This window comes from Providencia rettgeri (genome assembly GCF_041075285.1).
Classification (GTDB): Bacteria; Pseudomonadota; Gammaproteobacteria; order Enterobacterales; family Enterobacteriaceae; genus Providencia; species Providencia rettgeri_G.
Genome location: NZ_CP163512.1, coordinates 2,710,923 through 2,735,576, shown reverse-complemented (window position 1 = coordinate 2,735,576; position 24,654 = coordinate 2,710,923). Strand labels below are relative to the sequence as shown.

Below are 24,654 nucleotides of genomic sequence, written 5' to 3'. Positions count from 1 at the left end.
CGTGAATAGACGAAATTTCCTTAAACTCTCCGCAGGGGGAGCGCTCCTTGCGAGCAGCTCACCGAGTTTGGCGGGAGCGGAAAACCGACCGCCAATTCCGAACTCCCTTGGTATGCTGTATGACTCAACTTTATGTGTCGGGTGTCAGGCCTGCGTAACAAAATGCCAAGATATTAACCATCCAGAGCGAAATCCTGTTGGTGAGCAAACATGGTCAAACAACGACAAGCTTACACCTTACACCAATAATATTATTCAGGTCTGGAGCAGTGGCACTGGCGTGAATAAAGATCAGGAAAAAGACGGTTACGCCTATATCAAAAAGCAATGTATGCATTGTGTTGATCCAAACTGTGTCTCCGTTTGCCCTGTTCAAGCGCTAAAAAAAGACCCGAAAACGGGCATCGTTCACTACGATGCCAGCGTGTGTACGGGATGCCGTTACTGCATGGTTGCCTGCCCGTTCAATATTCCAAAATATGCTTACGATGATAAGTTTGGTGCTATTCATAAGTGTGAGTTATGTAACCAAAAAGGTGTTGAACGTTTAGATAAAGGCGGCTTACCGGGCTGTGTGGAAGTGTGTCCAACGGGGGCAGTGATTTTCGGGACGCGGGAAGAGCTGCTTGCAGAGGCGAAAAAACGTTTAACACTCAAAGTGGGGGATGAATATGGCTACCCACGTCAAACTCTACATGCGAATGATCCAAATGTGACCAAAGTGCCGAAATATGAAAATCATGTATATGGCGAGCTTGAAGGGGGCGGAACACAGGTCATTGTTCTCTCTGGTGTGCCTTATCAACACCTTGGATTGCCTGAATTAGAGCAACTTTCAACAGGGGCTCGTTCAGAATATGTACAGCACACGCTGTACAAAGGCATGGTGTTACCGTTAGCGGCGCTAGCAGGGCTGAGTTTCTTGGTCTATCGCAATACCAAGAATGACAAACACGAAGGAGATGACTCAAATGACGACGCATCATAAAGAAAAGCCGCTAGGCGGGCGTTTAGTCAGTTGGCCAATTATGGTCTTTGGGCCATTGGTGTTGATTTGCGTCATTCTGATTATCAAACGTCTGGTTTTTGGCTTAGGTTCCGTATCCGATCTTAATGGTGGATACCCATGGGGGATCTGGATCGCCTTTGATTTGCTGATAGGCACAGGATTTGCCTGTGGCGGTTGGGCGTTGGCTTGGGCAGTGTATGTCTTTAACCGTGGAGAATATCACCCATTGGTTCGCCCTGCATTACTTGCCAGTTTATTCGGTTACTCGCTCGGTGGTCTATCCATCACTATCGACGTGGGGCGTTACTGGAACTTACCCTACTTCTACATTCCGGGGTTCTTTAACACCAACTCGGTGCTATTCGAAACCGCCGTGTGTATGACGATTTACATTGGTGTCATGGCATTGGAATTTGCCCCTGCACTGTGTGAACGATTTGGTTGGAAGGTTTCGTTAAAACGCTTAAATAAAGTGATGTTCTTTATCATCGCTCTTGGTGCGTTACTGCCAATGATGCACCAATCATCAATGGGATCATTAATGATTTCAGCAGGGTATAAAGTTCATCCTATTTGGCAAAGTTATGAAATGCTGCCTCTACTTTCATTGTTGACCGCCTTTATTATGGGCTTCTCGATAGTTATTTTCGAGGGGTCACTACTGCAAGCCGCCTTAAAAGGGCAAGGGGCAGATGAACGACCGCTATTTGTACGGCTAACACACATTCTGCAAGTACTCTTAGTGTTGTTCTTAGCCTGCCGATTTGGCGAGTTGATTTATCGCGACAAGCTGCACTACATCTTTAATGGCGACTTCTACGCCATGATGTTCTGGATAGAAACCGTATTAATGGTGATCCCACTGATTATTTTCCGTATCTCTTCACTGAGGAATGATTCACGGTGGTTATATGCCAGCGGCCTAAGTATGTTAATCGGCGCGGCAATGTGGCGGATGAGTTACTCCCTTGTCGCATTCAATCCGGGGGGCGGTTATGACTACTTCCCAACATCAGAAGAGCTTTTAATTTCAATGGGTTTTGTGGCACTTGAGGTCTGCGCATATATCTTGTTGATCCGCCTATTACCCGTTATTCCAGCATTGAAAAAAACAAACATGAGCCATTCAGAGGCCCGAGGTAAAGCATGAGCCAACGTATAACAATAGATCCAGTCACTCGTATCGAAGGTCACTTACGCATTGATTGTGAAATTGAAGATGGGAAAGTCACCAAGGCTTGGGCTTCAGGCACCATGTGGCGCGGTATGGAAGAGATCGTCAAAGGAAAAGATCCTCGGGATGCTTGGATGATCATGCAGCGTATTTGTGGTGTCTGTACCACGGTACACGGTATTGTGTCTGTGCGTACCATTGAAAGTGCGTTGAATATTGATGTGCCAGTTAATGCGCAATATATCCGTAATATGATTTTAGCAGCGCATACCATTCAAGATCATATCGTTCATTTTTATCAACTATCAGCACTAGACTGGGTAGATATCACGTCTGCTTTAAATGCAGATCCCAACAAAGCTGCGGAAATCCTCAAAGGCATTTCAACGTGGCCACTTAATAGCGCGGAAGAGTTTACCCGCGTACAAGATAAAATTAAAAAATTGGTCGCGAGTGGGCAACTCGGGATTTTTGCCAATGGTTACTGGGGACATCCAGCGATGAAACTGTCGCCAGAAGTGAACCTGATTGCCGTGGCGCACTATCTACAAGCTCTTGAATGCCAACGAGATGCAAATCGTATTGTTGCACTATTAGGGGGGAAAACCCCGCATATTCAAAACCTAGCAGTAGGTGGTGTAGCGAACCCAATCAACCTTGATGGCATCGGGGTACTAAACCTTGAGCGCTTGATGTATGTAAAATCCTTTATCGACCGCTTAGGGGATTTTATTGAGCAAGTGTACAAAATTGATGCAGCGGTGATTGCAGCGGGTTATCCAGAATGGTTAGAAGTCGGACAAGGGGCGAAACACTATATGTGTATGCCAGAAATGCCGATGGATGGTAAAAATGGCAGTTTCTTATTACCGGGAGGCTACCTCGAAAACAGTGATTTCAGTACCTACCGCCCAATTACCAGCCATATGGATGAGTATTTGATTAATGGTATCAAAGAAAGTAGTAAGCACGCTTGGTACAAAGAAAATGAACCGCAAGCTCCGTGGGAAGGCACCACCAACCCTGACTACACGGGGTGGGACGATGACGGTAAATACTCTTGGGTAAAAGCACCGACCTTCTACGATAAAACCGTTGAAGTGGGGCCGTTAGCTGACTTACTGTGCAAACTGGCGGCGAAACACGAGCCAACAGAAAAACACTTTAACGATGTGGTGAATTTGTACCAAACATTGACTGGCAACAGCATTGGTATCGATCAGCTCCATTCCACATTAGGTCGGATTATCGGGCGTAGTGTGCGTTGTTGTGTGCTGAATGAGACATTGTCAATTCAGTGGCAAGCATTGGTGGATAACATCGGTAAAGGCGACTTTACCACTTTTGTAAAACCAAATTTTCCAGAAAACGCCACCATCAAAGGGGTTGGATTTGGGGAAGTGCCACGAGGCTTGCTTTCACACTGGGTGGTTATCAAAGATGGTAAAATTGAAAACTACCAAGCTGTTGTGCCATCGACATGGAACTCTGGACCACGTAATTTCAATGACGAACCGGGTCCTTATGAGCAAGCGTTGGTGGGAACGCCAATTGCTGACCCAACCAAACCGCTGGAAGTGGTCAGAACCATTCACTCATTTGACCCTTGCATGTCTTGTGCCGTGCACATTGTGGATCCTGAAGGCGGGGAAGTCACTAAGGTTAAGGTGTTGTAATGCGGATATTAGTCTTAGGCGTTGGCAATATTTTGCTGAGCGACGAAGGAATTGGCGTACGCATTGTCGAAGCGTTGGAAGAACGTTACCACCTGCCTGACTGTGTGGAGGTACTGGATGGAGGTACCGCAGGGATGGAACTGATCGGCCCGATGGCCGATCGTGACCACTTGATCATTGCGGATGTGGTGCTATCGAGCCAACAACCCGGTTCGTTATTAGTACTGCGTGATGACGAAGTGCCTGCGCTGTTCACCCGTAAAATTTCCCCTCATCAACTAGGTTTATCTGATGTGCTATCTGCGTTGCATTTAACGGATGAGTTTCCTCAGCGTTTGACCTTAGTGGGAGTGGTGCCTGAGTCCCTAGAGCCGCACATCGGTTTAACGGCAACGGGGCAAGCGGCATTAGAGCCTGCTTTGCAAAAAGTGGTAGAGGTGCTGCGTAGTGAAGGTTTGGAAATTATAGCGAAAGAAGAGTGTTCACATGCCTGATGACATTAAAGGTTATCAAAGCAACCCACGGTCTCTAGTCGAGGCCGCATTCCAGCGGGTGGCGGAGCAATCGATGCATGATTTATCTTTCCTCCACCCTGCGATGCCGGTTTATGCCAGTGAGTTTGCTTTATTTGAAAATCAATGGGTTGGTACTGTTATTACCCCGTGGATGCTCAGTGCGTTGATTTTACCGGGACCGGATCAATATTGGCAGCACCGTACCGTTGGTGACAAAGTTGGTTTGATTTTACCGTATGGGGAAATGACCTTTACGGTAGGAGAATTGGCAGGCCTGACGCAATATTTTGCTTGTTCTTTGATGTCACCATTAGACAAAAGTTTAAGCCCTGAGCAAGGTATTCACCTTGCGGATGATTGTCGCCGTATTGTGTTGTCCTTACCTGTTAGCGATCCGAATGTCCCTCAGTCGCCAGCGCGCCGTGCGTTATTTGCGCGTCACTTGAAGGAGGCATAATGCATGAAGTTTCATTGTGCCAAAGCACACTCGATATTATTGAGGAACAGGCGAAACAAAACGCCGTGAAAAAAGTCACGGCAGTTTGGTTAGAAATGGGGGCACTTTCCTGTGTGGAGGAAAGTGCGTTTCGTTTCTGTTTTGATATTGCTTGTCGCGGCACTGTCGCACAAGGTTGCCAATTGCATATGGTGCATCGCCCAGCACAAGCGTGGTGCTGGGATTGCTGTGAAACGGTGGAAATTGATAGCCATCAATCGGTTTGTCCACAATGCCAAAGCGCTAACCTAAAAGTGGAAAGTGGCGATAGCTTGCGCATCAAAGAATTAGAAGTCGAATAGTTTTCAAAGTGACTTTGAGGTGTATCAACCTTGTGATTTTGATTATGTATTAATCTGATTTAACTATTTAGCGGTTGGGAGTGAAATTTATGTGTAGTACGTGTGGATGCGCATCGGGAGAGCGCAGAATCGAAGGCGATGAGCACAGCCATCATCACCATGACCATCATCACGACCATGACCATCACCACGGCCATGAGCACCACCACCACGATCATGACAATGCACATGACCATCATCATGGGCACGATCATCACCACGATCACGACCATCATGATCATGAAAACCAAGGCCAAACCGTCATTATCCATCATCATTATTACCATCAAGGTGATGTGCATAACCATTATCACCAATATGAGCCCGCGCCTGTTGACGGTAAATCCAAAAAACACAAACACAAACATAAGCATAAACACGTGTATGCAATGGCTGAAAATAGCTTCAAACCCGCGGGGGAGCACCATGATCTAGACTACGGTCATGGAGAGGCGGGCACGCATGCACCGGGGATCAGCCAAAAACGCATGCTGCAAATTGAGATGGATGTGTTAGATAAAAACAACCATCTAGCGGAACATAATCGCCAAGCATTTACAGAAAAGAACATTTTAGCGTTAAACCTTGTTTCCAGTCCTGGCTCTGGGAAAACCACCTTATTGACGGAAACCTTGCTGCGTCTGCGCGATAAAATTAATTGCGCAGTGGTAGAAGGGGATCAGCAAACCACCAACGATGCCCAGCGCATTCGTGAAACGGGCGTACCCGCTATCCAAGTGAATACGGGGAAAGGTTGCCATTTGGATGCACAGATGGTGCACGATGCGGTTTCCCGCTTAGGTTTAGATGATAACAGCTTGTTATTTATTGAAAATGTGGGAAACCTAGTTTGTCCTGCGAGCTTCGATTTAGGTGAGCGCCACAAAGTTGCGGTGTTGTCAGTGACCGAAGGGGAAGACAAACCGTTAAAATACCCGCATATGTTTGCAGCGGCAGACATTATGTTACTGAATAAAATCGACTTATTGCCATACCTGCATTTTGATGTAGACGCTTGTATTGCCAATGCCAAACAAGTCAATCCAAACATCCAAGTGATCAAAGTTTCTGCAACGCAAGGCGATGGTATGGACGCATGGCTAGCATGGCTGGAGACTCAGCTATGTGCCTAGGCATTCCAGGAAAAATTGTTGCAGTAGGTGAGGATATTCACCAACTGGCACAAGTGGATGTTTGTGGTGTCAAACGGGACGTCAACATTGGTCTGATTTGTGAAGGGGAAACCTCGGAATTATTAGGCCAATGGGTGCTTGTTCATGTCGGTTTTGCCATGAGCATTATCAATGAAGAAGAAGCGCGGTTGACATTAGATGCCTTGGCGGCAATGAGCCAACTTGACCATGAGGTCGGTGATTTCAGCGGGTTAAATGCGGGGACAACAGATGCAGTATGTCGATGAGTTTCGCGACCCTGCTTTAGCTAACGTCTTATTGGCGAATATTCGCCAACGTGTGAATGAAATTCCACGGGCTAAGCAGCGCCCATTACAGTTAATGGAAGTGTGTGGCGGGCACACCCACGCTATTTTTAAATTTGGTATTGACCAGCTTTTACCGCCAGAAATCGAATTTGTCCATGGACCAGGTTGCCCTGTTTGTGTGTTGCCAATGGGGCGTATTGATGGTTGCATTGAAATTGCCGAGCAACCCAATGTGATTTTTTGTACTTACGGCGATGCAATGCGTGTTCCTGGCAAAAAGGGCTCCTTGCTTGATGCAAAACGCCGTGGGGCTGATGTGCGGATTGTCTATTCCCCCTTAGATGCTCTCGCGATAGCAGAGCAACAACCGGATAAACAAATCGTTTTCTTTGGTTTGGGGTTTGAAACCACCATGCCGAGTACGGCTATTACCTTGCAACAAGCCAAGCACCGCCAACTGAACAATTTCACGGTATTTTGCCAACACATTACCATCATCCCAACGTTAAAAAGCCTATTAGAACAGCCGGATGTGCGTATCGACGGGTTTTTAGCACCAGGACATGTCAGTATGGTAATAGGGGCACAGCCTTACCAATTTATTACCGAAGACTTCCACAAACCGTTGGTAGTGACAGGTTTTGAGCCGTTAGATATTTTACAGTCTTTATCCATGCTCGTTAGCCAAATAGCGCAAGGGCGTTGTGAGGTAGAAAACCAATATAAGCGCATTGTGGCTGACCAAGGTAACAGCTTGGCACTCAAGGCATTAGCGGAAGTGTTTGAGTTAAAAGCAACCAGCGAATGGCGCGGTTTAGGGGAAATAGCAGGCTCAGGTGTACAACTCAGCGCCGCTTACCACTCCTTTGATGCCGAACGCCGGTTTCACGTGCAACCTCACCAAGTGGCGGATGATCCACAAGCAAGATGTGGTGATGTGCTAACCGGGCGCTGCAAACCAAATGAATGCCCATTATTTGGTACTCGCTGTACACCGCAAACCGCCTTTGGTGCCTTGATGGTATCATCGGAGGGGGCGTGTGCGGCTTATTATCAATATCGTCGGGAGGCATAGATGAGCAATGATGCGAACAATGTGGTATTGATGGCTCACGGCAGTGGTGGGCAAGCCATGCAACAGTTAATCGAACAGCTATTTTTAAAGGCATTTGCCAACCAAGCGCTTAACGAGCGGGAAGACCAAGCGCGTCTTTCGCTGGCGGAACTCACCTCTTTAGGGGATCGCCTTGCATTCAGTACCGACAGTTATGTGATAGACCCGATTTTTTTCCCAGGTGGAAATATTGGCAAATTAGCGGTTTGTGGCACAGTAAATGACGTTGCCGTCAGTGGTGCAGTACCGAAATATTTGTCTTGCGGGTTTATTTTAGAAGAAGGCTTTTCGTTAGCCGAACTTGCTACCATTGTCGAATCGATGGCCACAACCGCAGCTGCTGCTGGGGTAGAGATTGTCACAGGTGACACCAAAGTGGTGCAGCGTGGGGCCGCAGACAAAGTGTTTATCAACACAGCGGGAATCGGCGTGATCCCAAGTGAGATCAGTTGGGGCGCTCAGCAAATCCAAGCGGGTGATAAGGTGATCGTTAGCGGCACCTTGGGTGATCACGGGGCGACTATCCTAAACTTACGTGAGCAACTTGGTTTAGAAGCGCAGCTCAGCAGCGATTGCGCAGTATTGGCACCGTTGATTGAACCACTGCGTAATATTGACGGCGTGCGTGCATTACGGGATGCCACACGTGGCGGAGTGACGGCGATTTTGCATGAATTCGCACAGGCGAGCGGCTGCGGAATGGCTATCAACGAGGCGGATTTACCCGTTGCGTCTGCGGTTAGGGGCGTATGCGAATTACTCGGTCTTGAACCATTAAATTTTGCCAACGAGGGCAAATTGGTTATCGTGGTAAAACCTGAAGCAGAAAGCGCAGTGCTTGCCGCATTGCGTAGCCATCCACTCGGTAAAAATGCCGCAACCATTGGCTGCGTGACAGACAATAAGCAGGTAAAACTGGTGGGGATTTTTGGCACTTCAAGGCTGTTGGATCTACCGCACAGCGAACCATTACCGCGAATTTGTTGATGTTGTTTATTGGTTTGACAAATAAGAAGGGCAACTGCGCGTTGCAATAGACGTTATCGACGAAACACCATTTTTAATTCAATTATTGATAAATAAGGGCCTTTGCCCTTATTTTCAGACTGCTGACAAACATAACATGTTTGGCGGCAGGTTGGATAGGTTTTGAAAATAAACAAGGAAAATCAATATATTGATTTTCACCTGATAACACAAAGTGGGAAAAACCACGCTTTTCCCCGCTTTGTCAACAACCTCAATAAGGGCCTTTGCCCTTATTTTTTTGCTCACAGTCACATTGAGGATGATTCTGTATTTTTCCAATAAAAAATAAATGTTAACCTAACGCAAATCAATTGGTTTTTTATCCTTATATATTTGTAATATTGGATATATATTGTGTTTTGCTGAGGGAAACACTATGAGTTTGATGAAAGGGAAAGTCATCCATAACCGTTACCAACTTGCCGTGGCTGACTGCACTACGGAGCTTGATGTAGAGTCTTTTACTGGCAGTGAAGCCATCAGTGAAACCTATCGTTATCAAGTTACCTTTACTTCCCCTCAATTGAACTTGCAAGCTGGGCAGTTTTTGCGTCGTACAGCAACGTTGTCTTTTTCATCACCAACGATCCCACTTATGCGACTTGCCACTATCACTGAGCCACATAAACGCGTGCATGGCGTGATCACTCACTTTGAGCGACTTTCAGGCTCGCGGGACGAAGCGCTATACCAAATTGTTATTGAGCCTTTTGTCGCGCTGTTGCGCAATCAAATGCGTTCCCACCGCTTTTTTCTCAATAAATCGGTACCACAAGTGGTTGAAAGCATTTTACGTGAGCATCAATTGTACGGTTGGCAGTTTGAGTTTCATTTACAGCGTAAGTACCCCAAGCGGGAACAACTCAACCAAATCAATGAAAGTGACTGGCAATTTATTGAACGCATTCTCAGTGAAGTCGGGATTTTTTATTCATTTGCTTTGCAGCCAGACACCAAAACGGAAGTTGTGCACTTTGGCGATAGTCAGCGTGCTTATATTTATGGTGCCAAGTTACCCTTCAATAGCCCTTCAGGGATGTTCGATGGAGGCGTAGAAAGCGTTTGGGGGCTATCAGCCCATCAGCAAATTGTCGAAAAAAGCGTTACCGCCAAAGACTATGACCATCGCCAAGCGATGTTAACCTTAAAATCTATTGAATCGGATGTCAGTCGTGGTGATGACGATAAAATTAATTATGGGGATGTGTACCATTACCGTCCCCGCCATGTTGAACGTGGTGATAAATACCACCCAGAAACTGAAACAGCCCATTTTTGGTCACGCTTAGATCATGAACGATTTTTGGTGCGCCAAATCCAATTAAAGGGCAAAAGTAATTCCCCCACACTCGTACCATTAAGCGTACTGACAATCACCGAAGAGAGCGCAACATCCACGTTGCCAACAGATTTTCAATCGCAAATTGTCCTTAGTCACTTACACTTTTCGGCGAGTCGTAGTAGCGCATTAGTCATCAAGTTTGAGGCGGTACCATACACCGAAGCCCTGTGTTGGCGGCCAGCGCTCAAGCCGCGCCCCGTGATGGCGGGTACCTTGATGGCGCGGGTCACCAGCGTGGTGGATAATGATATTTATGCCAACCAAGACGAACACGGTTTTTATTGGGTGAAGTTTGATGCTGACCTTGATAAAAAAGAGACAGGCTACGAAAGCATGCCGGTGCGCCTTGCTAAACCGTATGCGGGGGACACCTATGGGATGCATTTCCCGTTAATTCAAGGGACGGAAGTGGCGATAGCCTTTCATGGCGGCGACCCAGACCGCCCGTATATCGCCCATGCGTTGCATGACTCTCTTCGCCCTGACCTTATCACTCAGCGTAATCGTACCCGCAACGTTATTCGTACGCCGACGAATAATAAGCTGCGCATGGAAGATCTGCGCGGGCAAGAACACATCAAGCTCAGCACAGAATATGGCGGCAAATCACAACTTAACTTGGGGCACTTAGTCAATCAAGGGCGAGAAAAACGCGGTGACGGCTTTGAGTTGCGTACTGACAGTTGGGGGGCTATTCGCGCAGGTAAAGGGTTGTTTATTAGTACGGATTTACGGACAAAAGCGGCGTCTGAGCAGCTTGATATGCGCGAAGCTAAACAGCAATTAGAGGATGCCCTGAATTTAGTGGGATCATTGCGAGAAGCCGCTGAAGTGGCTAAAGCAGAACTTGCAGATTTAACCGCTCAGCAAGCCTTATTAACGCAGTCTATCAATGAATTACAACATGCAGCGATATTGCTCAGTGCCCCCGCAGGCATCGCGCTGACATCCCCGAAGACGGTGCAAGCGAACAGCGGTGAAAACCTCACATTCACCGCCCAAAAGCAGGGGGATATTTCAGTGGGTAAAAATATCACCTTAGCCGCTGGGCAAGGGGTGAGTGTCTTTGCTCAAAGCAAGGGAATTAAAGCGTTTGCAGCCAAAGGCAAGGTTGAAGTGCAAGCACAAAGTGATGAAATGCACTTAACGTCCCTAAAAGATTTGACCGTCACCAGCACGGGTGGGAAAACCATTATCGCTGCTAAAGATGAACTATTACTGACCTGCGGCGGCGCATATATCCGTTTAAAAGACGGCCAAATCGAATACGGCAGTCCGGGCAATCAAACGGTTAAAGCGACGAATTGGGTAGTGGATGGCCCACAATCGATGGATGTCACACACCCACAATTTCCGCAATCGCTACCAAAACAAACCTTACGTTTTCAATTAAGTGCCTCCCCACAAAGCCCAATGAAAGTACGGGCATTTGAGCCATACGAATTGTATGCCGATGGCGCGCTGATTTTGAAAGGCGTCAGTGATGCGGCGGGGAATATTGAACTTGACCATAAAATCTCCACAGAGCGTTATCAATTATATTTGCTCAGTGGCGATCGCTATGACATCACAATCCCATCTCCAGTTGATGAAGAAGAAAAAGATATCCCACCTGCCAATCTGGGGTTTAGAACCAGTGCACCAAGCCAAGACCGAGAGAGCACACGGATAGGCAATGCATGGGGTGAAAATCTCGCGCAATTTTTAACTGCATTTAGAAAGGATAACTAATATGTCAATTGGCAATTGGGCACGTTTTCCCTTTGGTATTGAACCGCCAGTCTCCGCGACGCCGCCGATGATTGATATCCCTGTATCTAGTTGCATGGGGGCTTATGCGACACCGAGTTGGATACCTGAGAAAACAAAATACCCGATGAGCTTGTTTGTATATGCACCTTTGGTGAATGGGCAACAAACCTTTGCCGCCGTGGCGGAAGCGATTCGAAAAGCGAAAAAAAGCATTGAGATTATTACTTGGGGTTTTCAGCCCTCCATGTATTTTGAACGTAACCTTGATGCCCGAAAAGGCCAATGAAGGCGTTAAAGTTCGCGTGCTTGTGTGGTTTGATGAGCTCGGCAATTTAGGGGAAACCAGTTTACCCGGTTGGCGCTCATCCCCCCATTTTACGCCAAGGCAAAAAGTTGAACTCCCAAGAGAAAAGGCTATCGCGGCAGGTGCTAAATTAGGTTACGAGTCCGAAAAGCAATATCAATTTGATAAAGACTGGTTGCACCGCGCTGAAAATCACCTTATTGACAATTTGTCAGTACGTCCCCGTTCAATGGCGATCAATAACCCCACCTCTCGCTTAACGAAAGTTGCCGAGTTAACCAAACACCAATTTGGCAGTGATGATATTGAGGCGAGTTTACGTGCGGTAGCCCTTGCCTTGGTGCCAACACATCACCAAAAAGCGGTGTTAATTGACTATGAAGCTCCTGAGTTAGCAATAGGGTTTGTCATGGGGCATAACATGCATTCCCAATATTGGGATGACAATAAACACAGCATAACACGATATGAAAATCAATCATGGTTAGGCCGTGATGGGCCGACAGCGTGGCAAGATACATCTAACTGCATTTATGGTGAGGTTCTGTGCGATCTGAATGATAATTTTGTGACGGCTTGGAAAGGAACAGAAGGTTTTTTTACTCGCCATAGCGAGGGTATTCAGCTTACGGAACAACGTAAAGCGCTTCTACGGTGTCACTATACGCCAACACCTGAACATCGGAATACCCTCAATGAACGTTATCGTTTTTTAGCCGAAAACCCGCTAGTACCCACTGCGGGCAAAATTTGTCGCACCCAACCCGAATATGATGAATACGATATTTTGACGTCTTATGACCATGGGATTAAACATGCACGTAATTATATCTATTTTGAAAACCAGTATTTTCGCCTTTCATCCATAGGGACGAGTTTGCGTGACATGGTCGAAGCGCGGAATAAAGCGTTTGCACAAGCCGCAGCAACGGACCCTAAACTGCAAGGGCAGGAACTCCCACCGTTTTATTTATTTGTGGTGACGAATTCAACCGCCAAGGCTGAGATTGGTGACTCTAATCATGTGGGCGGTTATCAAACCTACAAAATGCTGGAAACCTTAGGGCGCCGTGATTTGATGCGAGAATACGCATCCTATCGAGACACGGTGGATAATGTGATGGCGGCGACGCAAAATGGCAGAGTATTTGCTCCTGTCGATGTGGTGGAGCCTAACGATATTCAAGAAGAAAACATTGAGGGGTTTAAACGTATCATCTGTACGCTAGTTTCCCCAGATTCGAACCAGTGGCAATCTGTGTATGTGCACAGTAAATTAACCTTGGTGGATGACACCTTTTTAATTCAAGGCTCCGCCAATATTAACTTACGCAGTATGGCATTTGATAGCGAGATAGCGGTGATCCTGCAAGATACAGATAGTGCCCCCATTGTCAAACCGCTGAGAGAAAAACTGTGGGGGTTGCATAAGGGGACGGGGAGTGTTTTTAGTGATTTAACAACGGAATTTAAAGATTGGAAAAAAAGAATAGATGACAATTTCGGTTTTAAAAAAGATAAAAAATTGCCCCAAGGCGCACTGATCCCTTTTGAGGATAAAACCATCGGGTTACAAAATTCGGATTAACTTATGACACTAATTAAATACGGCTTAATGATTTGTAGCTTAGTCCTAGTGGTTAGCTGCAAGCCTATAGAAGAAAAAGAGACCATGATGACTCAAAAAACAGTCCCCGATTTAACCTTTACCTGTGTGTATGAAAAAGACACCTTGCCCCCTATTGACCCCGAAGCAGACGTTTGGTTTAAGCAAGCTCGAGAGCTAGAAAAAGTGAATAAATATCAAAGAGATTACGCCAAAATAGGTGAACTTTATCGTCAAGCTGCCGAGCGAAATCATCCTAAAGCGATGCTGAACTTAAGTAACTTAATTAGCTATGGCAAAGTGCCGCCAATCGAGGGGAAAGGCCCCGCCCAAGAGGTATGGGATATTCTACAACACATGGCACAACTGAATATCAGTTACGGTTATTACCAAATGGGGCACTATTTTGATATCGGATATGGGGTGATTGCGGATCGCACCAAAGCGTTAGCATATTTTCGCCAAGCGGCCGATTTAGGCAGCCCAGAAGCGCAATATGTTATTGGGGATATTTTTGTTTCTCAACGTTTATCAGATAACGATAACCCTGCCTATCGACCCGAAATAGGCAAAAAAATGTTAGATTGTGCCGCTCAACAAGGGAATGGAGAGGCCGCATATCGATTAGCAAGTTATTTAAGAAATGTAGAAGAGGATTTTAATCGTGCTTTAACATATTATCAATTATCAACAAAAAATGGGTATCGACATGCAGCTTCGACTCTAAGTGAAGCATTCAACCCTATGACCACACCAAAAGATTTTGACTATCTTAAAGTTAAGCCAGATTCCGAGCGCTCAGTCCGTTATGCTGCTATTATCAAAGAAATGGATGCCACTGACGAAACAGCCAAATTCCCCGATATCGATAAAATTGTTCCTCTCCCGCCCGCCGAGCTTCCTGAATGGGATGGTACTTTTGAATATAAACAACAGGCTGCGGAGCAATAACGATAATGACTTTGCCCTTTTTATCTCATCCTCAATCCGTTGCTCGTAATATCTTAACGTGCGGTATGTTGGTTCTTAGTACGCTGATGCTAAGTGCTTGCAACCCGACAGATAAAAAGGCAGCGCTACCGCTCCCAAAAACAGTCCCCGATTTAACCTTTACCTGTGTGTATGAAAAGGACACCTTGCCCCCCGTTGACCCCGAAGCGGATATTTGGTTTAAGCAAGCCCGTGAGCTGGAAAAAGTGAATAAGTATCAACGAGATTACGCCAAAATAGGTGAGCTTTATCGTCAAGCTGCCGAGCGAAACCATCCTAAAGCGATGCTGAACCTCAGCAACTTAATCAGTTATGGTAAAGTGCCGCCAATCGAGGGGAAAGGCCCTGCCCAAGAGGTATGGGATATTCTGCAAAAAATGGCACAATTGAATATCAGTTACGGTTATTACCAGATGGGGCATTATTTAGATACTGGCTATGGGGTGATAGCGGATCGCACCAAAGCGTTAGCGTATTTTCGCCAAGCTGCAGATTTAGGCAGCCCTGAAGCCCAATATGTCATCGGGAGGATTTTTATTGCTCAACGCTTATCAGATAATGATAACCCTGCCTATCGCCCTGAGATTGGCAAAAAAATGTTAGATTGCGCCGCCCAACAAGGTCATGGGGAGGCTGCCAACCGGTTAGCGAGCTATTCATTTAACGTCGAAAAAAAAGTTGATATTATGCTAGCATATTATCAACTGGCCGCTAAAAACGGCTATAGACCTGCCGCATCAACATTAGAAAATGCTTTCAAGCCTGGTGTAAAGGAAAGTTCTCCTTTCTACCTACCAGTAAAAGCAGATCCAGAACGTTCTGCGCGTTATAATGCTATTAGACTGGAAATTAGAAATAATCCCGATGCTCGCTTCCCCGATATTGACAAAATCGTTCCGCTTCCCCCCGCTGAGTTGCCTGAATGGGATGGCACCTTTGAATATAAACAACAGGCTGCGGAGCAATAACGATAATGACTTTGCCCTTTTTATCTCATCCTCAATCCGTTGCTCGTAATATCTTAACGTGTGGTATGTTGGTTCTTAGTACGCTGATGCTAAGTGCTTGCAACCCGACAGATAAAAAGGCAGCGCTACCGCTCCCAAAAACAGCGCCCGATTTAACCTTTACCTGTGTGTATGAAAAGGACACCTTGCCCGCTGTTGATCCGCAAGCGGATATTTGGTTTAAGCAAGCTCGAGAGCTAGAAAAAGTGAATAAATACCAGCGGGATTACGCCAAAATAGGTGAACTTTATCGTCAAGCTGCCGAGCGAAATCATCCTAAAGCGATGCTGAACCTCAGCAACTTAATCAGTTATGGTAAAGTGCCGCCAATCGAGGGGAAAGGCCCTGCCCAAGAGGTCTGGGATATTCTGCAAAAAATGGCACAATTGAACATCAGTTACGGTTATTACCAGATGGGGCATTACTTAGATACTGGCTATGGGGTAATTGCGGATCGCACCAAAGCGTTAGCGTATTTTCGCCAAGCGGCCGATTTAGGCAGCCCTGAGGGGCAGTATGTTATTGGGAAGATTTTTATTGCTCAACGCTTATCAGATAACGATAACCCTGCCTATCGACCCGAAATAGGCAAAAAAATGTTAGATTGTGCCGCTCAACAAGGGAATGGAGAGGCCGCATATCGATTAGCAAGTTATTTAAGAAATGTAGAAGAGGATTTTAATCGTGCTTTAACATATTATCAATTATCAACAAAAAATGGGTATCGACATGCAGCTTCGACTCTAAGTGAAGCATTCAACCCTATGACCACACCAAAAGATTTTGACTATCTTAAAGTTAAGCCAGATTCCGAGCGCTCAGTCCGTTATGCTGCTATTATCAAAGAAATGGATGCCACTGACGAAACAGCCAAATTCCCCGATATCGATAAAATTGTTCCTCTCCCGCCCGCCGAGCTTCCTAAATGGGATGGTACTTTTGAATATAAAAAACAATGTGATAACCAATAAGAGGAATTTAAAATGAGAGCGCTTGTTCGCTTAGGAGACAAAACAACACATGGTGGAGAAGTGATTTCTGCATCGGGGTCTGTGATGTATGGTAAGCCCATTGCATTAGTGGGGGATAAGGTCAATTGTCCAAAAAAAGGGCATGGTACCAATGCCATTTTACCCGGCTCAACACGTATTATGATCTCAGGGCGTCAAGTGGCACTTAATGGTTTTTACACCGAATGTGGCTGTAGGTTAATTGCCAGCTTATCATCATCAGGTGAACAATCATGATGAGTTGGAAAATGCCTTCCCTAGAAAACCCTCTAGAGTATCAAACACCACGATGGAGCCTCTGGCTATTTTGCATGATTATCGCGGGGGGGATCGGCTTTAGCATTGGTATTTATTTATTATCGAGTGAACTACTGCCTGATACCGCAGATAACACAGTGACCATGATCTTATTCACTGGCAGCCCTGTATTGTTAATTTTCTTAGTCTGTTATTTCATTGAGACAGTAACCTATTATAAATGTAAGTATTCTAGTGAAATATTGGAGCAGACAAAGCGTAAATGGCGTAGTTGGGCGGGAAAACATGTTGGGGTATTAACGCATTTTCGATTAACACAACTTGATGAAAGCCAGCAAAGCAGACTGAAGTTAACCCCACACCTCCCGAATAAAGATAACCGGTTAGCACTTAATTCATTGAAATCACTTTCTGTCTGGGAAAAACAAGAAAAGGTAGTTCAACAATTATTAGAGCCCATCGCTGCGTATTACCATCAATACCGTCTCAATCAGGATATCACCTTATATTGGCAAGCTGAAAATGATAATGAGGATTGGCAGGAGTACATCCAACAAGCTGCTTCTCGCCTATTACTACCGATTAAATCAATTGAAAAATTGCCTTATGACTCATTCAGTGAATGGTTTTTAACATTATACGATAATACCTTTAACTCAGAATTGTACGCTGTCTTAGCTTTTCAGTTAGCGCCATCAGCGAGTGAAGAAGCTGGCAGTTTATTATTAGCGCCACAATGCATTTATCACCCCCTAGGAACTCCGGTTAAAGCCAAATTATTGAGGCCAATTTCTACGGATAGAGACACTTTCTCTGAAGCATTGGCTGCACAGTGTGACTTTCAATCTTCTGGTGAGCAGCTAGTCGGGGTTTGGCACTGTGGCGTGAGGGATAATGAGAAAGGAAAATTTGTCGAAAACTATGCGAGGCAGGGGATAACACAGTTATCTGAACATTTTTATGACATTGACGCATTATTAGGCCAAGGAGGCATAGCGCGTCATGTAGTGGCGCTGTCGCTGGTTTGTGAGTCTCCTCATCATCAGCTCATTGTATATGGTGATAAAAATAGGTACTTATTACAGCAATTGCAGAATATTGCATAGTTTTTACAGCAGCAGTGTAGGTTTTCATCATGGAGGCATCCTATTTGTGGGAAGAGCACACACCTATTTGAAAACCTACACGGCAGGGAGGGGGGCTAACGCCTCAACATGCCTTTATCGATAATAAACTCGATAATAGTTTCCAAACCCACTTGTTTCTTTAAGTTAGTAAAAACATAGGGTTTTACTGGGCGCATTCTGGCGGTATCGGCTTCCATCACCTCCAGTGATGCTCCTACATACGGCGCGAGGTCGATTTTATTGATCACCAGTAAATCGGAATGGGTAATACCCGGGCCGCCTTTACGGGGGATTTTTTCCCCTTCCGCCACGTCAATCACATAAATGGTTAAGTCCGCCAGCTCTGGGCTGAATGTGGCGCTCAGGTTATCGCCGCCACTTTCCACAAACACGATATCCAGATTTTTGTGGCGCATCGCCAGCTCTTCAACAGCCGCAAGATTCATGGATGCATCTTCACGAATAGCTGTGTGTGGGCAGCCGCCCGTTTCAACCCCGATAATGCGGTCGGCGTCTAATGCCTCGGCACGAGTGAGGATTTTGGCATCTTCTTGGGTGTAAATATCATTGGTTACGACGGCAATTTGGTAGGTATCACGCATCGCTTTACATAACACTTCTAATAGGGCGGTTTTTCCTGAACCAACAGGGCCACCGACACCAATTCGCAGGGGTTGGTTATATTCTTGCATTGTCTATTTTCTCATGAACGAAAAAGTCGAGTGTATTGGGTTTCATGCCGACTGCTGGCAATGATTTGTGCAGGTGTAAAACTACCGATATCCTCCACTGAGCGCGTGGCTGATTGCGCCACAATTTCAGGAACGTATTCGGCAAGGGTAAACAAAATATGCTGCCCCGCACTTTGACCCAGTGGGATAAGTTTCACGCCAGACATCACGGTGTTTTCTAGCCAGCCCCAAGTGTAAGCCGTGCACAGCTTTTCAAGGTCAATATCCCAATGAGTGGCGGCAAGGGCAAAAGCCATTAATTGTGTTTTTTTTACGCACGCTAATGTCGTGGCATCAAGCTCAATTGACAGTTGGGGTAGTAAGCGGGCAAATGCAATGCCTCGCTGGCGCTCCTCTTGGCGAAGTTCCTTGGTTTCACGGCTGGCAATCATAAAGTCACACCAATAAGCCACTTGCTGCCAATCGGAACGTGAAAGATTGGCGTGAATTTGGCGTAGAACAGGGAGTTCCAATGTTGCGATTGCGTGAGTCATTTGTGCCGTTAGCCAGCTAGCAAGGGTTTCGGGTGTCGTCACCCAGCCTTTTTCTATTGCCCATTCCAACCCTTGGGAATAAGTAAATGACCCCACTGGTAAGGATGGGCTGACTAATTGGTATAAACGCAAATCCGCTAACATCGATACACTCCCAAGATCTGATTAGTGATGGTGATCATCGTGGTGATGATGATGGTGATGTCCCCCCGATGATCCGCCGTATGCCCCCGGTTCAGGTTGATATTTTTCCAAACCCACGCAGACGGTTGCGCCTAATCCACGCGCCATATCATCTAAAACATGATCGTGAAAATAACGGCACCAGCCTGCTTCAATTTGCAAAGGCACATGGCGGTTACCTAAGTGGTAGCAAACCCGTGCCAGTAATAGAGGATCGTCGCTGTAAACGGTGGAAACTTGCTCTTTTGCGGCGATCACCGTGACCAGTTCACCGTCTTCTGTCGCTAAAAGATCCCCTTCTTTTAAAATGGTACCACGGGGTAAAAATAACCCTGCGTCTTGCCCATCACTTAAGGTGACTTTTAAACGGCTTTTAGTGCGCTCATCCATGGTTAAGCACAAAGATAATGCAGTTTCTACCGGCTGTTCTGGTGAAACAACTTTAATAAATTTTTTCATTTTCTGGTTCTTAATGGGGTCAGAATAAAAAGTAACGTTGTGCCATTGGCAACTCAGTGGCTGGCTCACATACCAATGGAACGCCATCGGCCTTCACAATATAGGTTTGAGGGTCGAGCTCAATATGTGGCACATAGCTATTGTGGATCATGGATGCCTTGCTAATATTACGGCAACCTTCAACACGACCAATTAAGCTTTGTAAGCCAAGCTTTTCGGGGACGCCAGCATCGATTCCTGCTTTTGACATAAAAATCATCGACGTCTGGTATTTAGCTTTACCTAGTGCGCCAAACATAGGGCGGTAGTGTACAGGCTGAGGTGTTGGAATTGCCGCGTTGATATCCCCCATTGGCGCATAGGCCACAAGGCCACCTTTTATGATAAGTGCTGGTTTGATACCAAAAAAGGCCGGATCCCATAGGACAATATCCGCTAATTTACCTTTCTCTATCGACCCAACTTCATGAGCAATACCATGGGCTAAGGCTGGGTTGATGGTATATTTCGCGACATAACGTTTAATGCGGTTATTGTCACTGTCTGGGGTATCACCAGCCATCGTACCGCGCTGCAATTTCATTTTATGGGCACATTGCCATGTGCGCATAATCACTTCGCCCACGCGTCCCATGGCTTGGGAATCTGAGGACATAACGGAAATTGCGCCCATGTCATGCAGAATATCTTCTGCGGCAATGGTCTCACGACGAATGCGCGATTCAGCAAAAGCCACATCTTCAGGAATTGATGGGTCAAGGTGATGGCACACCATCAACATATCCAGATGTTCGTCCACTGTATTGATGGTGTATGGCATTGTTGGGTTAGTCGAGGCCGGTAAAATATTGGGCTCCCCAACGGATTTGATCACGTCAGGGGCATGGCCACCACCTGCACCTTCTGTGTGGAACACGTGGATCACACGTCCCGCGATGGCTTTTACTGTTTCTTCGTAGAAGCCGCCTTCGTTTAGCGTGTCGGAGTGGATGGCTACTTGCACGTCCATTTCATCGGCGACATTCAAGCAGTTGTGGATCGCCATCGGGGTTGCCCCCCAGTCTTCGTGAATTTTTAGGCCAATCGCCCCTGCGGTAATTTGTTCACGAATGGCTTCGGGCTGGCTAACACACCCTTTACCAAATAGCCCCACGTTAATGGGCAGTTCATCCACGGCCTCTAACATGCGGTACATATTCCAAATACCGGGAGTGACCGTGGTGGCGTTAGTACCAGCAACTGGACCTGTTCCACCGCCAATAAAGGTGGTGATCCCAGAAACTAACCCTTCTTCGGCTTGTTGTGGGCAAATAAAGTGGATGTGGGTATCGACACCTCCAGCGGTGACAATTTTTCCTTCACCCGCGACCACTTCCGTTCCGGGACCAATCACGATATCGACATTCGGTTGTACGTCAGGGTTACCCGCTTTACCAATCCCCGCGATACGGCCATTTTTGATGCCAATATCTGCTTTGACGATCCCCCAATGGTCTAAAATAATGGCATTGGTGATCAGCACATCGACGCATTGGTCGCTGGTCACTTGGCTTTGACCCATACCGTCGCGAATCACTTTGCCGCCGCCAAATTTGACTTCTTCCCCATAAGTGGTGAAGTCTTTTTCTATTTCCAAAAACAGTTCTGTATCCGCTAAACGTACGCGATCCCCTTGAGTTGGACCAAACATATCAGCATACGCTTGCCGTGAGATTGTCTTCATGGTTATTTCTCACTCTCTAATTTACCCATGACTTTGCCATGGAAACCGTAAATTTCCCGTTTACCACTAAATGCCACCAACTCAACAGTGCGGCTTTGACCGGGTTCAAAACGTACCGCCATGCCCGCAGGGATGTTTAAACGAAAACCGAGCGTGCCGTCGCGTTCAAATTTCAGGAAGTCATTCACTTCATAAAAATGGTAATGGGAACCGACTTGGATCGGTCTATCACCATGATTCGCCACTTGAATGGTTTTGGTTTCACGACCCGCGTTCAGCTCGATGTCACCTAACGCCTGATTGACTTTAATTTCACCGGGGATCATATTGCCACCTATACAATTGGGTCGTGAATGGATACCAGTTTTGTACCATCAGGGAATGTGCATTCCACTTGAATGTCTTTGATCATTTCAGGCACGCCTTCCATGACTTGATCTGCACTGAGCACCGTTCTGCCTTCGTTCATTAATTGGGCGACAGTTTTCCCATCGCGTGCTCCTTCCATAATGGCGCAGCTTATCAGGGCAACAGCTTCAGGATAATTCAGTTTTAATCCACGAGCTAAGCGCCTTTCAGCAACAAGGCCTGCGGTAAAAAGCAATAACTTGTCTTTTTCTCTTGGGGTGAGTTCCATTTTTGCTCCTAAAACGAAAAATTTATGTTGCCCAAATGCGGGGAAGTTCAGGGCAATAACCTAGCCAATACTGCCGAGTGGTTTGCCAAATATGGGCAAAGCAAGCCATCATCGGCTCAGTTTGAGTCCCTAATAATCGCAATACTAAAATGCCATCCACATCCGTTACCCCATACTCAATAGGGCTCTCTGTTGGGGGTAAAAACGTATTGAAATACTGTTGAATTTGCGCTTTTAATTCATCATTAGCCGGGTAAATATACATCGATCCCATCATTGGAAACTCTCCCATGACGGCTGATTGTTTCTGTGTGCCATCGATAAATAGGGATTCAGTGAGCGTGAGTGTATTATCAATATAAAAATTAAAGCGCCCACGTATATCGCCATTGTCAAACCACTCTCCTAAAACAGGACGACCTAAGCACTGTATTTCCCAACCGATAAATTTTGACGACGCGGCGACTCGGATATGAGTTTCGAGGCGAACCTGCGCATCAGGGAAAAAAATATTTTCTTGGGGTAGCCATTCTAAAAAACCATCGGCGGCGACGGTTAAATTCTGTATTTGATGTGCGACGCCGCCTGCACTTCGATAAAATTTGCTGGCACCAGGGGTGGTGATCAGTGAATGCGCGTTTGGCTGCACGTCAATATTAATCAGTAGCTTATCTCCACCCACCACACCACCTGGGGGGTGAAGTAAATAGGTGTGAGCAACTCCTTGCTCAGGGTAAAATGGCCTTTGCACCATTAAAGGACCGATATGGTGCTTATCGGTTAGGCGCGTGACACCCCGTTTGAGTTCATAGCGTAAAAAGATTTCAGCTAACCAACCTGATCCTGAAAACTCAGACATACTTTCTCCTGCAAATCAGGCAATGAATAATACGCGCTAATCCTTTACCAAACGGTTTAGGTTTTAGCCAGTATAAGCTATGCAAGTAGGGTAGGGTGTGAATGAACACAAAAAAATAATTATCTACGATAACGGGTTTAGCTTTGTATTCTTCTGCCGCGCGATTTTACACCTTGTATCGAAAATTACCTTTCAATTAAATAGCATTTTATTTAGAAAAACGCACAATGCATAAAATAACAGTAAAAAATGAACGGATCTCTATATTGCGATTTTAGCTTAACAGGACTATATTCTGAGCCGCATTCAAGCGAGCTTGCAGAAGCTATCAACTGGCATGATTAGTTGCTATTTATCTGAATAGCTGTATTTCTGTTTGCCTATCAGCCCGCTTTTTCTAGCGGATGATTTCTGACTTTGACCAAAGTTTATTGAGATTATGGAATATAAATATTTTCTTTCATCAAGCCAAATGGTGTTAAAAGCGTTTTACATTGAAAGCGCAATGATAGCCATGCTACAAGGGGCGAAAGGGAATATAGTGATTAATGGCCAATCCATTGATATTCAGTCTGGTTTGACATTAATTATGCCAAAATACAGCCAAATTTCATGCAATATTGAATGCGCACATAATCAATCGATTGAGTTGCATACATTATCGATTACGGATCCCGAATTAGAATCCGTTTTCTTATTATTAAAAACACTGATGAAGTCAGGGGCGCCACTGACAAGTCATATTCCCGCGTTTCATGTGATAACCCCTGAAACAGTTAGCGATAATTTCAGTTTACTTCAACAATGCTTGCCATTAAAAAAACAAAGCCAGTCCCAAGAAGCATTGTTAATGAAGCAAAGCCTGTACTTTATTTTAATGGCGATATACCAAGCGGGCGTGGATATTCTCAATATTTTTCGTTTTAACTATGATGAGCCGAAAAACCAAGCCATTACCCATTTAATTACCCAAGAACCCCAGAAAAAATGGCATTTAGAGGATGTGGCGAAGGCATTATTTACTACGCCATCCACTTTGCGTAGGCACCTTAGCCGAGAAGGGGTATCGTTCCGCCAATTATTATTGGATGTGAGAATGGGCATGGCACTGAATTATTTAACGTTTTCAAATTATTCTGTGTTTCAAATTAGCCACCGTTGTGGGTTTGGTAGTAATGCCTATTTCTGCGATGTATTTAAGAAAAAATACGCCATGACGCCATCGCAATTTCGGCTGCAATCAAGACGCTCTAATGACCCGTCTTTTATTACCGATTTATCCTCAAATGCAATGCCCACTGAATTTGATAAAAAAGCGAAAGAGCAGAATTGACTTTTTGATTTATTAAGACAAATCAAAGAGAGGCTGAGTTTTTA

The 24,654-nt window shown here is 45.7% G+C and carries 26 protein-coding genes; 19 read left to right on the top strand and 7 right to left on the bottom strand.

Annotation, left to right across the window (positions count from 1 at the left end; all coding sequences use genetic code 11):
• The first annotated feature begins 1 nt into the window (after nt 1).
• From hybA to AB6N04_RS12295, 18 genes are all read left to right on the top strand, one after another.
• Nucleotides 2-988: a hydrogenase 2 operon protein HybA gene (gene hybA / locus AB6N04_RS12380; RefSeq protein ID WP_369308611.1), complete on the top strand. Its 987-nt coding sequence runs from the start codon at nt 2-4 to the stop codon at nt 986-988.
• Nucleotides 972-2,159, top strand: coding sequence for a Ni/Fe-hydrogenase cytochrome b subunit (gene hybB / locus AB6N04_RS12375; RefSeq protein WP_369308610.1), 1,188 nt, complete (start codon nt 972-974; stop codon nt 2,157-2,159). Before hybA ends, hybB begins: the two co-directional genes overlap by 17 nt.
• Nucleotides 2,156-3,859 carry a hydrogenase 2 large subunit gene (hybC, locus tag AB6N04_RS12370; RefSeq protein ID WP_369308609.1) on the top strand — a complete coding sequence of 568 codons (1,704 nt, stop codon included), beginning with the start codon at nt 2,156-2,158 and terminating at the stop codon, nt 3,857-3,859. Before hybB ends, hybC begins: the two co-directional genes overlap by 4 nt.
• Nucleotides 3,859-4,353 (top strand): HyaD/HybD family hydrogenase maturation endopeptidase, encoded by a 495-nt coding sequence (locus AB6N04_RS12365; RefSeq protein WP_369308608.1) that lies wholly within the window; start codon nt 3,859-3,861, stop codon nt 4,351-4,353. Before hybC ends, AB6N04_RS12365 begins: the two co-directional genes overlap by 1 nt.
• Nucleotides 4,346-4,831, top strand: a complete 486-nt coding sequence (hybE, locus tag AB6N04_RS12360) for a hydrogenase-2 assembly chaperone (RefSeq protein ID WP_369308606.1) — start codon at nt 4,346-4,348, stop codon at nt 4,829-4,831. Before AB6N04_RS12365 ends, hybE begins: the two co-directional genes overlap by 8 nt.
• Nucleotides 4,831-5,172 carry a hydrogenase maturation nickel metallochaperone HypA gene (hypA, locus tag AB6N04_RS12355; protein ID WP_369308605.1) on the top strand — a complete coding sequence of 114 codons (342 nt, stop codon included), beginning with the start codon at nt 4,831-4,833 and terminating at the stop codon, nt 5,170-5,172. The genes hybE and hypA overlap by 1 nt, the downstream gene beginning before the upstream one ends.
• Nucleotides 5,173-5,261: 89 nt before the next feature.
• Nucleotides 5,262-6,344, top strand: coding sequence for a hydrogenase nickel incorporation protein HypB (hypB, locus tag AB6N04_RS12350; RefSeq protein WP_369308604.1), 1,083 nt, complete (start codon nt 5,262-5,264; stop codon nt 6,342-6,344).
• Nucleotides 6,335-6,631 (top strand): hydrogenase maturation factor HybG, encoded by a 297-nt coding sequence (gene hybG / locus AB6N04_RS12345; RefSeq protein ID WP_369308603.1) that lies wholly within the window; start codon nt 6,335-6,337, stop codon nt 6,629-6,631. Before hypB ends, hybG begins: the two co-directional genes overlap by 10 nt.
• The gene (gene hypD / locus AB6N04_RS12340; RefSeq protein WP_369312103.1) at nt 6,615-7,727 is read left to right on the top strand and encodes a hydrogenase formation protein HypD; all 1,113 of its coding nucleotides are present in this window, start codon (nt 6,615-6,617) and stop codon (nt 7,725-7,727) included. The genes hybG and hypD overlap by 17 nt, the downstream gene beginning before the upstream one ends.
• Nucleotides 7,728-8,753, top strand: a complete 1,026-nt coding sequence (hypE, locus tag AB6N04_RS12335) for a hydrogenase expression/formation protein HypE (protein ID WP_369308602.1) — start codon at nt 7,728-7,730, stop codon at nt 8,751-8,753. It begins immediately after the preceding gene.
• A gap of 418 nt (nt 8,754-9,171) precedes the next feature.
• Nucleotides 9,172-11,868, top strand: coding sequence for a DUF2345 domain-containing protein (locus AB6N04_RS12330; protein WP_369308601.1), 2,697 nt, complete (start codon nt 9,172-9,174; stop codon nt 11,866-11,868).
• A gap of 1 nt (nt 11,869) precedes the next feature.
• Nucleotides 11,870-12,175, top strand: a complete 306-nt coding sequence (locus tag AB6N04_RS12325) for a hypothetical protein (protein ID WP_369308600.1) — start codon at nt 11,870-11,872, stop codon at nt 12,173-12,175.
• Nucleotides 12,156-13,781: a phospholipase D-like domain-containing protein gene (locus tag AB6N04_RS12320; protein WP_369308599.1), complete on the top strand. Its 1,626-nt coding sequence runs from the start codon at nt 12,156-12,158 to the stop codon at nt 13,779-13,781. The genes AB6N04_RS12325 and AB6N04_RS12320 overlap by 20 nt, the downstream gene beginning before the upstream one ends.
• A gap of 3 nt (nt 13,782-13,784) precedes the next feature.
• Nucleotides 13,785-14,750 (top strand): DUF6396 domain-containing protein, encoded by a 966-nt coding sequence (locus tag AB6N04_RS12315; RefSeq protein ID WP_369308598.1) that lies wholly within the window; start codon nt 13,785-13,787, stop codon nt 14,748-14,750.
• A 5-nt stretch (nt 14,751-14,755) separates the two neighbouring features.
• The gene (locus AB6N04_RS12310; RefSeq protein ID WP_369308597.1) at nt 14,756-15,757 is read left to right on the top strand and encodes a DUF6396 domain-containing protein; all 1,002 of its coding nucleotides are present in this window, start codon (nt 14,756-14,758) and stop codon (nt 15,755-15,757) included.
• A 5-nt stretch (nt 15,758-15,762) separates the two neighbouring features.
• Nucleotides 15,763-16,767: a DUF6396 domain-containing protein gene (locus AB6N04_RS12305; RefSeq protein WP_369308596.1), complete on the top strand. Its 1,005-nt coding sequence runs from the start codon at nt 15,763-15,765 to the stop codon at nt 16,765-16,767.
• Nucleotides 16,768-16,779: 12 nt separating this feature from the next.
• Entirely contained in the window at nt 16,780-17,043 is a 264-nt protein-coding gene (locus AB6N04_RS12300) for a PAAR domain-containing protein (protein ID WP_369308595.1), read from the top strand.
• Entirely contained in the window at nt 17,040-18,170 is a 1,131-nt protein-coding gene (locus AB6N04_RS12295) for a hypothetical protein (RefSeq protein ID WP_369308594.1), read from the top strand. Before AB6N04_RS12300 ends, AB6N04_RS12295 begins: the two co-directional genes overlap by 4 nt.
• Nucleotides 18,171-18,265: 95 nt before the next feature.
• Here the strand turns inward: AB6N04_RS12295 and ureG are convergent, their stop codons facing one another.
• Genes ureG through AB6N04_RS12260 form a run of 7 tightly spaced genes read right to left on the bottom strand, consistent with a single transcriptional unit; the run spans nt 18,266 to nt 23,277 of the window.
• Nucleotides 18,266-18,883 (bottom strand): urease accessory protein UreG, encoded by a 618-nt coding sequence (gene ureG / locus AB6N04_RS12290; protein WP_125890373.1) that lies wholly within the window; start codon nt 18,881-18,883, stop codon nt 18,266-18,268.
• Between the two features lie 11 nt (nt 18,884-18,894).
• Nucleotides 18,895-19,560 carry an urease accessory protein UreF gene (locus AB6N04_RS12285; RefSeq protein ID WP_369308592.1) on the bottom strand — a complete coding sequence of 222 codons (666 nt, stop codon included), beginning with the start codon at nt 19,558-19,560 and terminating at the stop codon, nt 18,895-18,897.
• Between the two features lie 21 nt (nt 19,561-19,581).
• On the bottom strand, nt 19,582-20,058 hold the full coding sequence (gene ureE, locus AB6N04_RS12280; protein ID WP_369308591.1) for an urease accessory protein UreE: 477 nt from the start codon (nt 20,056-20,058) through the stop codon (nt 19,582-19,584).
• Nucleotides 20,059-20,077: 19 nt separating this feature from the next.
• Complete coding sequence (gene ureC, locus AB6N04_RS12275) at nt 20,078-21,781, bottom strand: urease subunit alpha (RefSeq protein ID WP_369308590.1); 1,704 nt, start codon at nt 21,779-21,781, stop codon at nt 20,078-20,080.
• A 2-nt stretch (nt 21,782-21,783) separates the two neighbouring features.
• On the bottom strand, nt 21,784-22,107 hold the full coding sequence (locus tag AB6N04_RS12270) for an urease subunit beta (protein WP_219244484.1): 324 nt from the start codon (nt 22,105-22,107) through the stop codon (nt 21,784-21,786).
• 8 nt (nt 22,108-22,115) lie between these two features.
• Nucleotides 22,116-22,418, bottom strand: a complete 303-nt coding sequence (ureA, locus tag AB6N04_RS12265) for an urease subunit gamma (RefSeq protein WP_369308589.1) — start codon at nt 22,416-22,418, stop codon at nt 22,116-22,118.
• A gap of 22 nt (nt 22,419-22,440) precedes the next feature.
• Complete coding sequence (locus AB6N04_RS12260; protein ID WP_369308588.1) at nt 22,441-23,277, bottom strand: urease accessory protein UreD; 837 nt, start codon at nt 23,275-23,277, stop codon at nt 22,441-22,443.
• A gap of 439 nt (nt 23,278-23,716) precedes the next feature.
• Between AB6N04_RS12260 and AB6N04_RS12255 the strand changes: the two genes are divergently transcribed.
• Nucleotides 23,717-24,610 carry a helix-turn-helix transcriptional regulator gene (locus AB6N04_RS12255; RefSeq protein ID WP_369308587.1) on the top strand — a complete coding sequence of 298 codons (894 nt, stop codon included), beginning with the start codon at nt 23,717-23,719 and terminating at the stop codon, nt 24,608-24,610.
• Nucleotides 24,611-24,654: the final 44 nt, after the last annotated feature.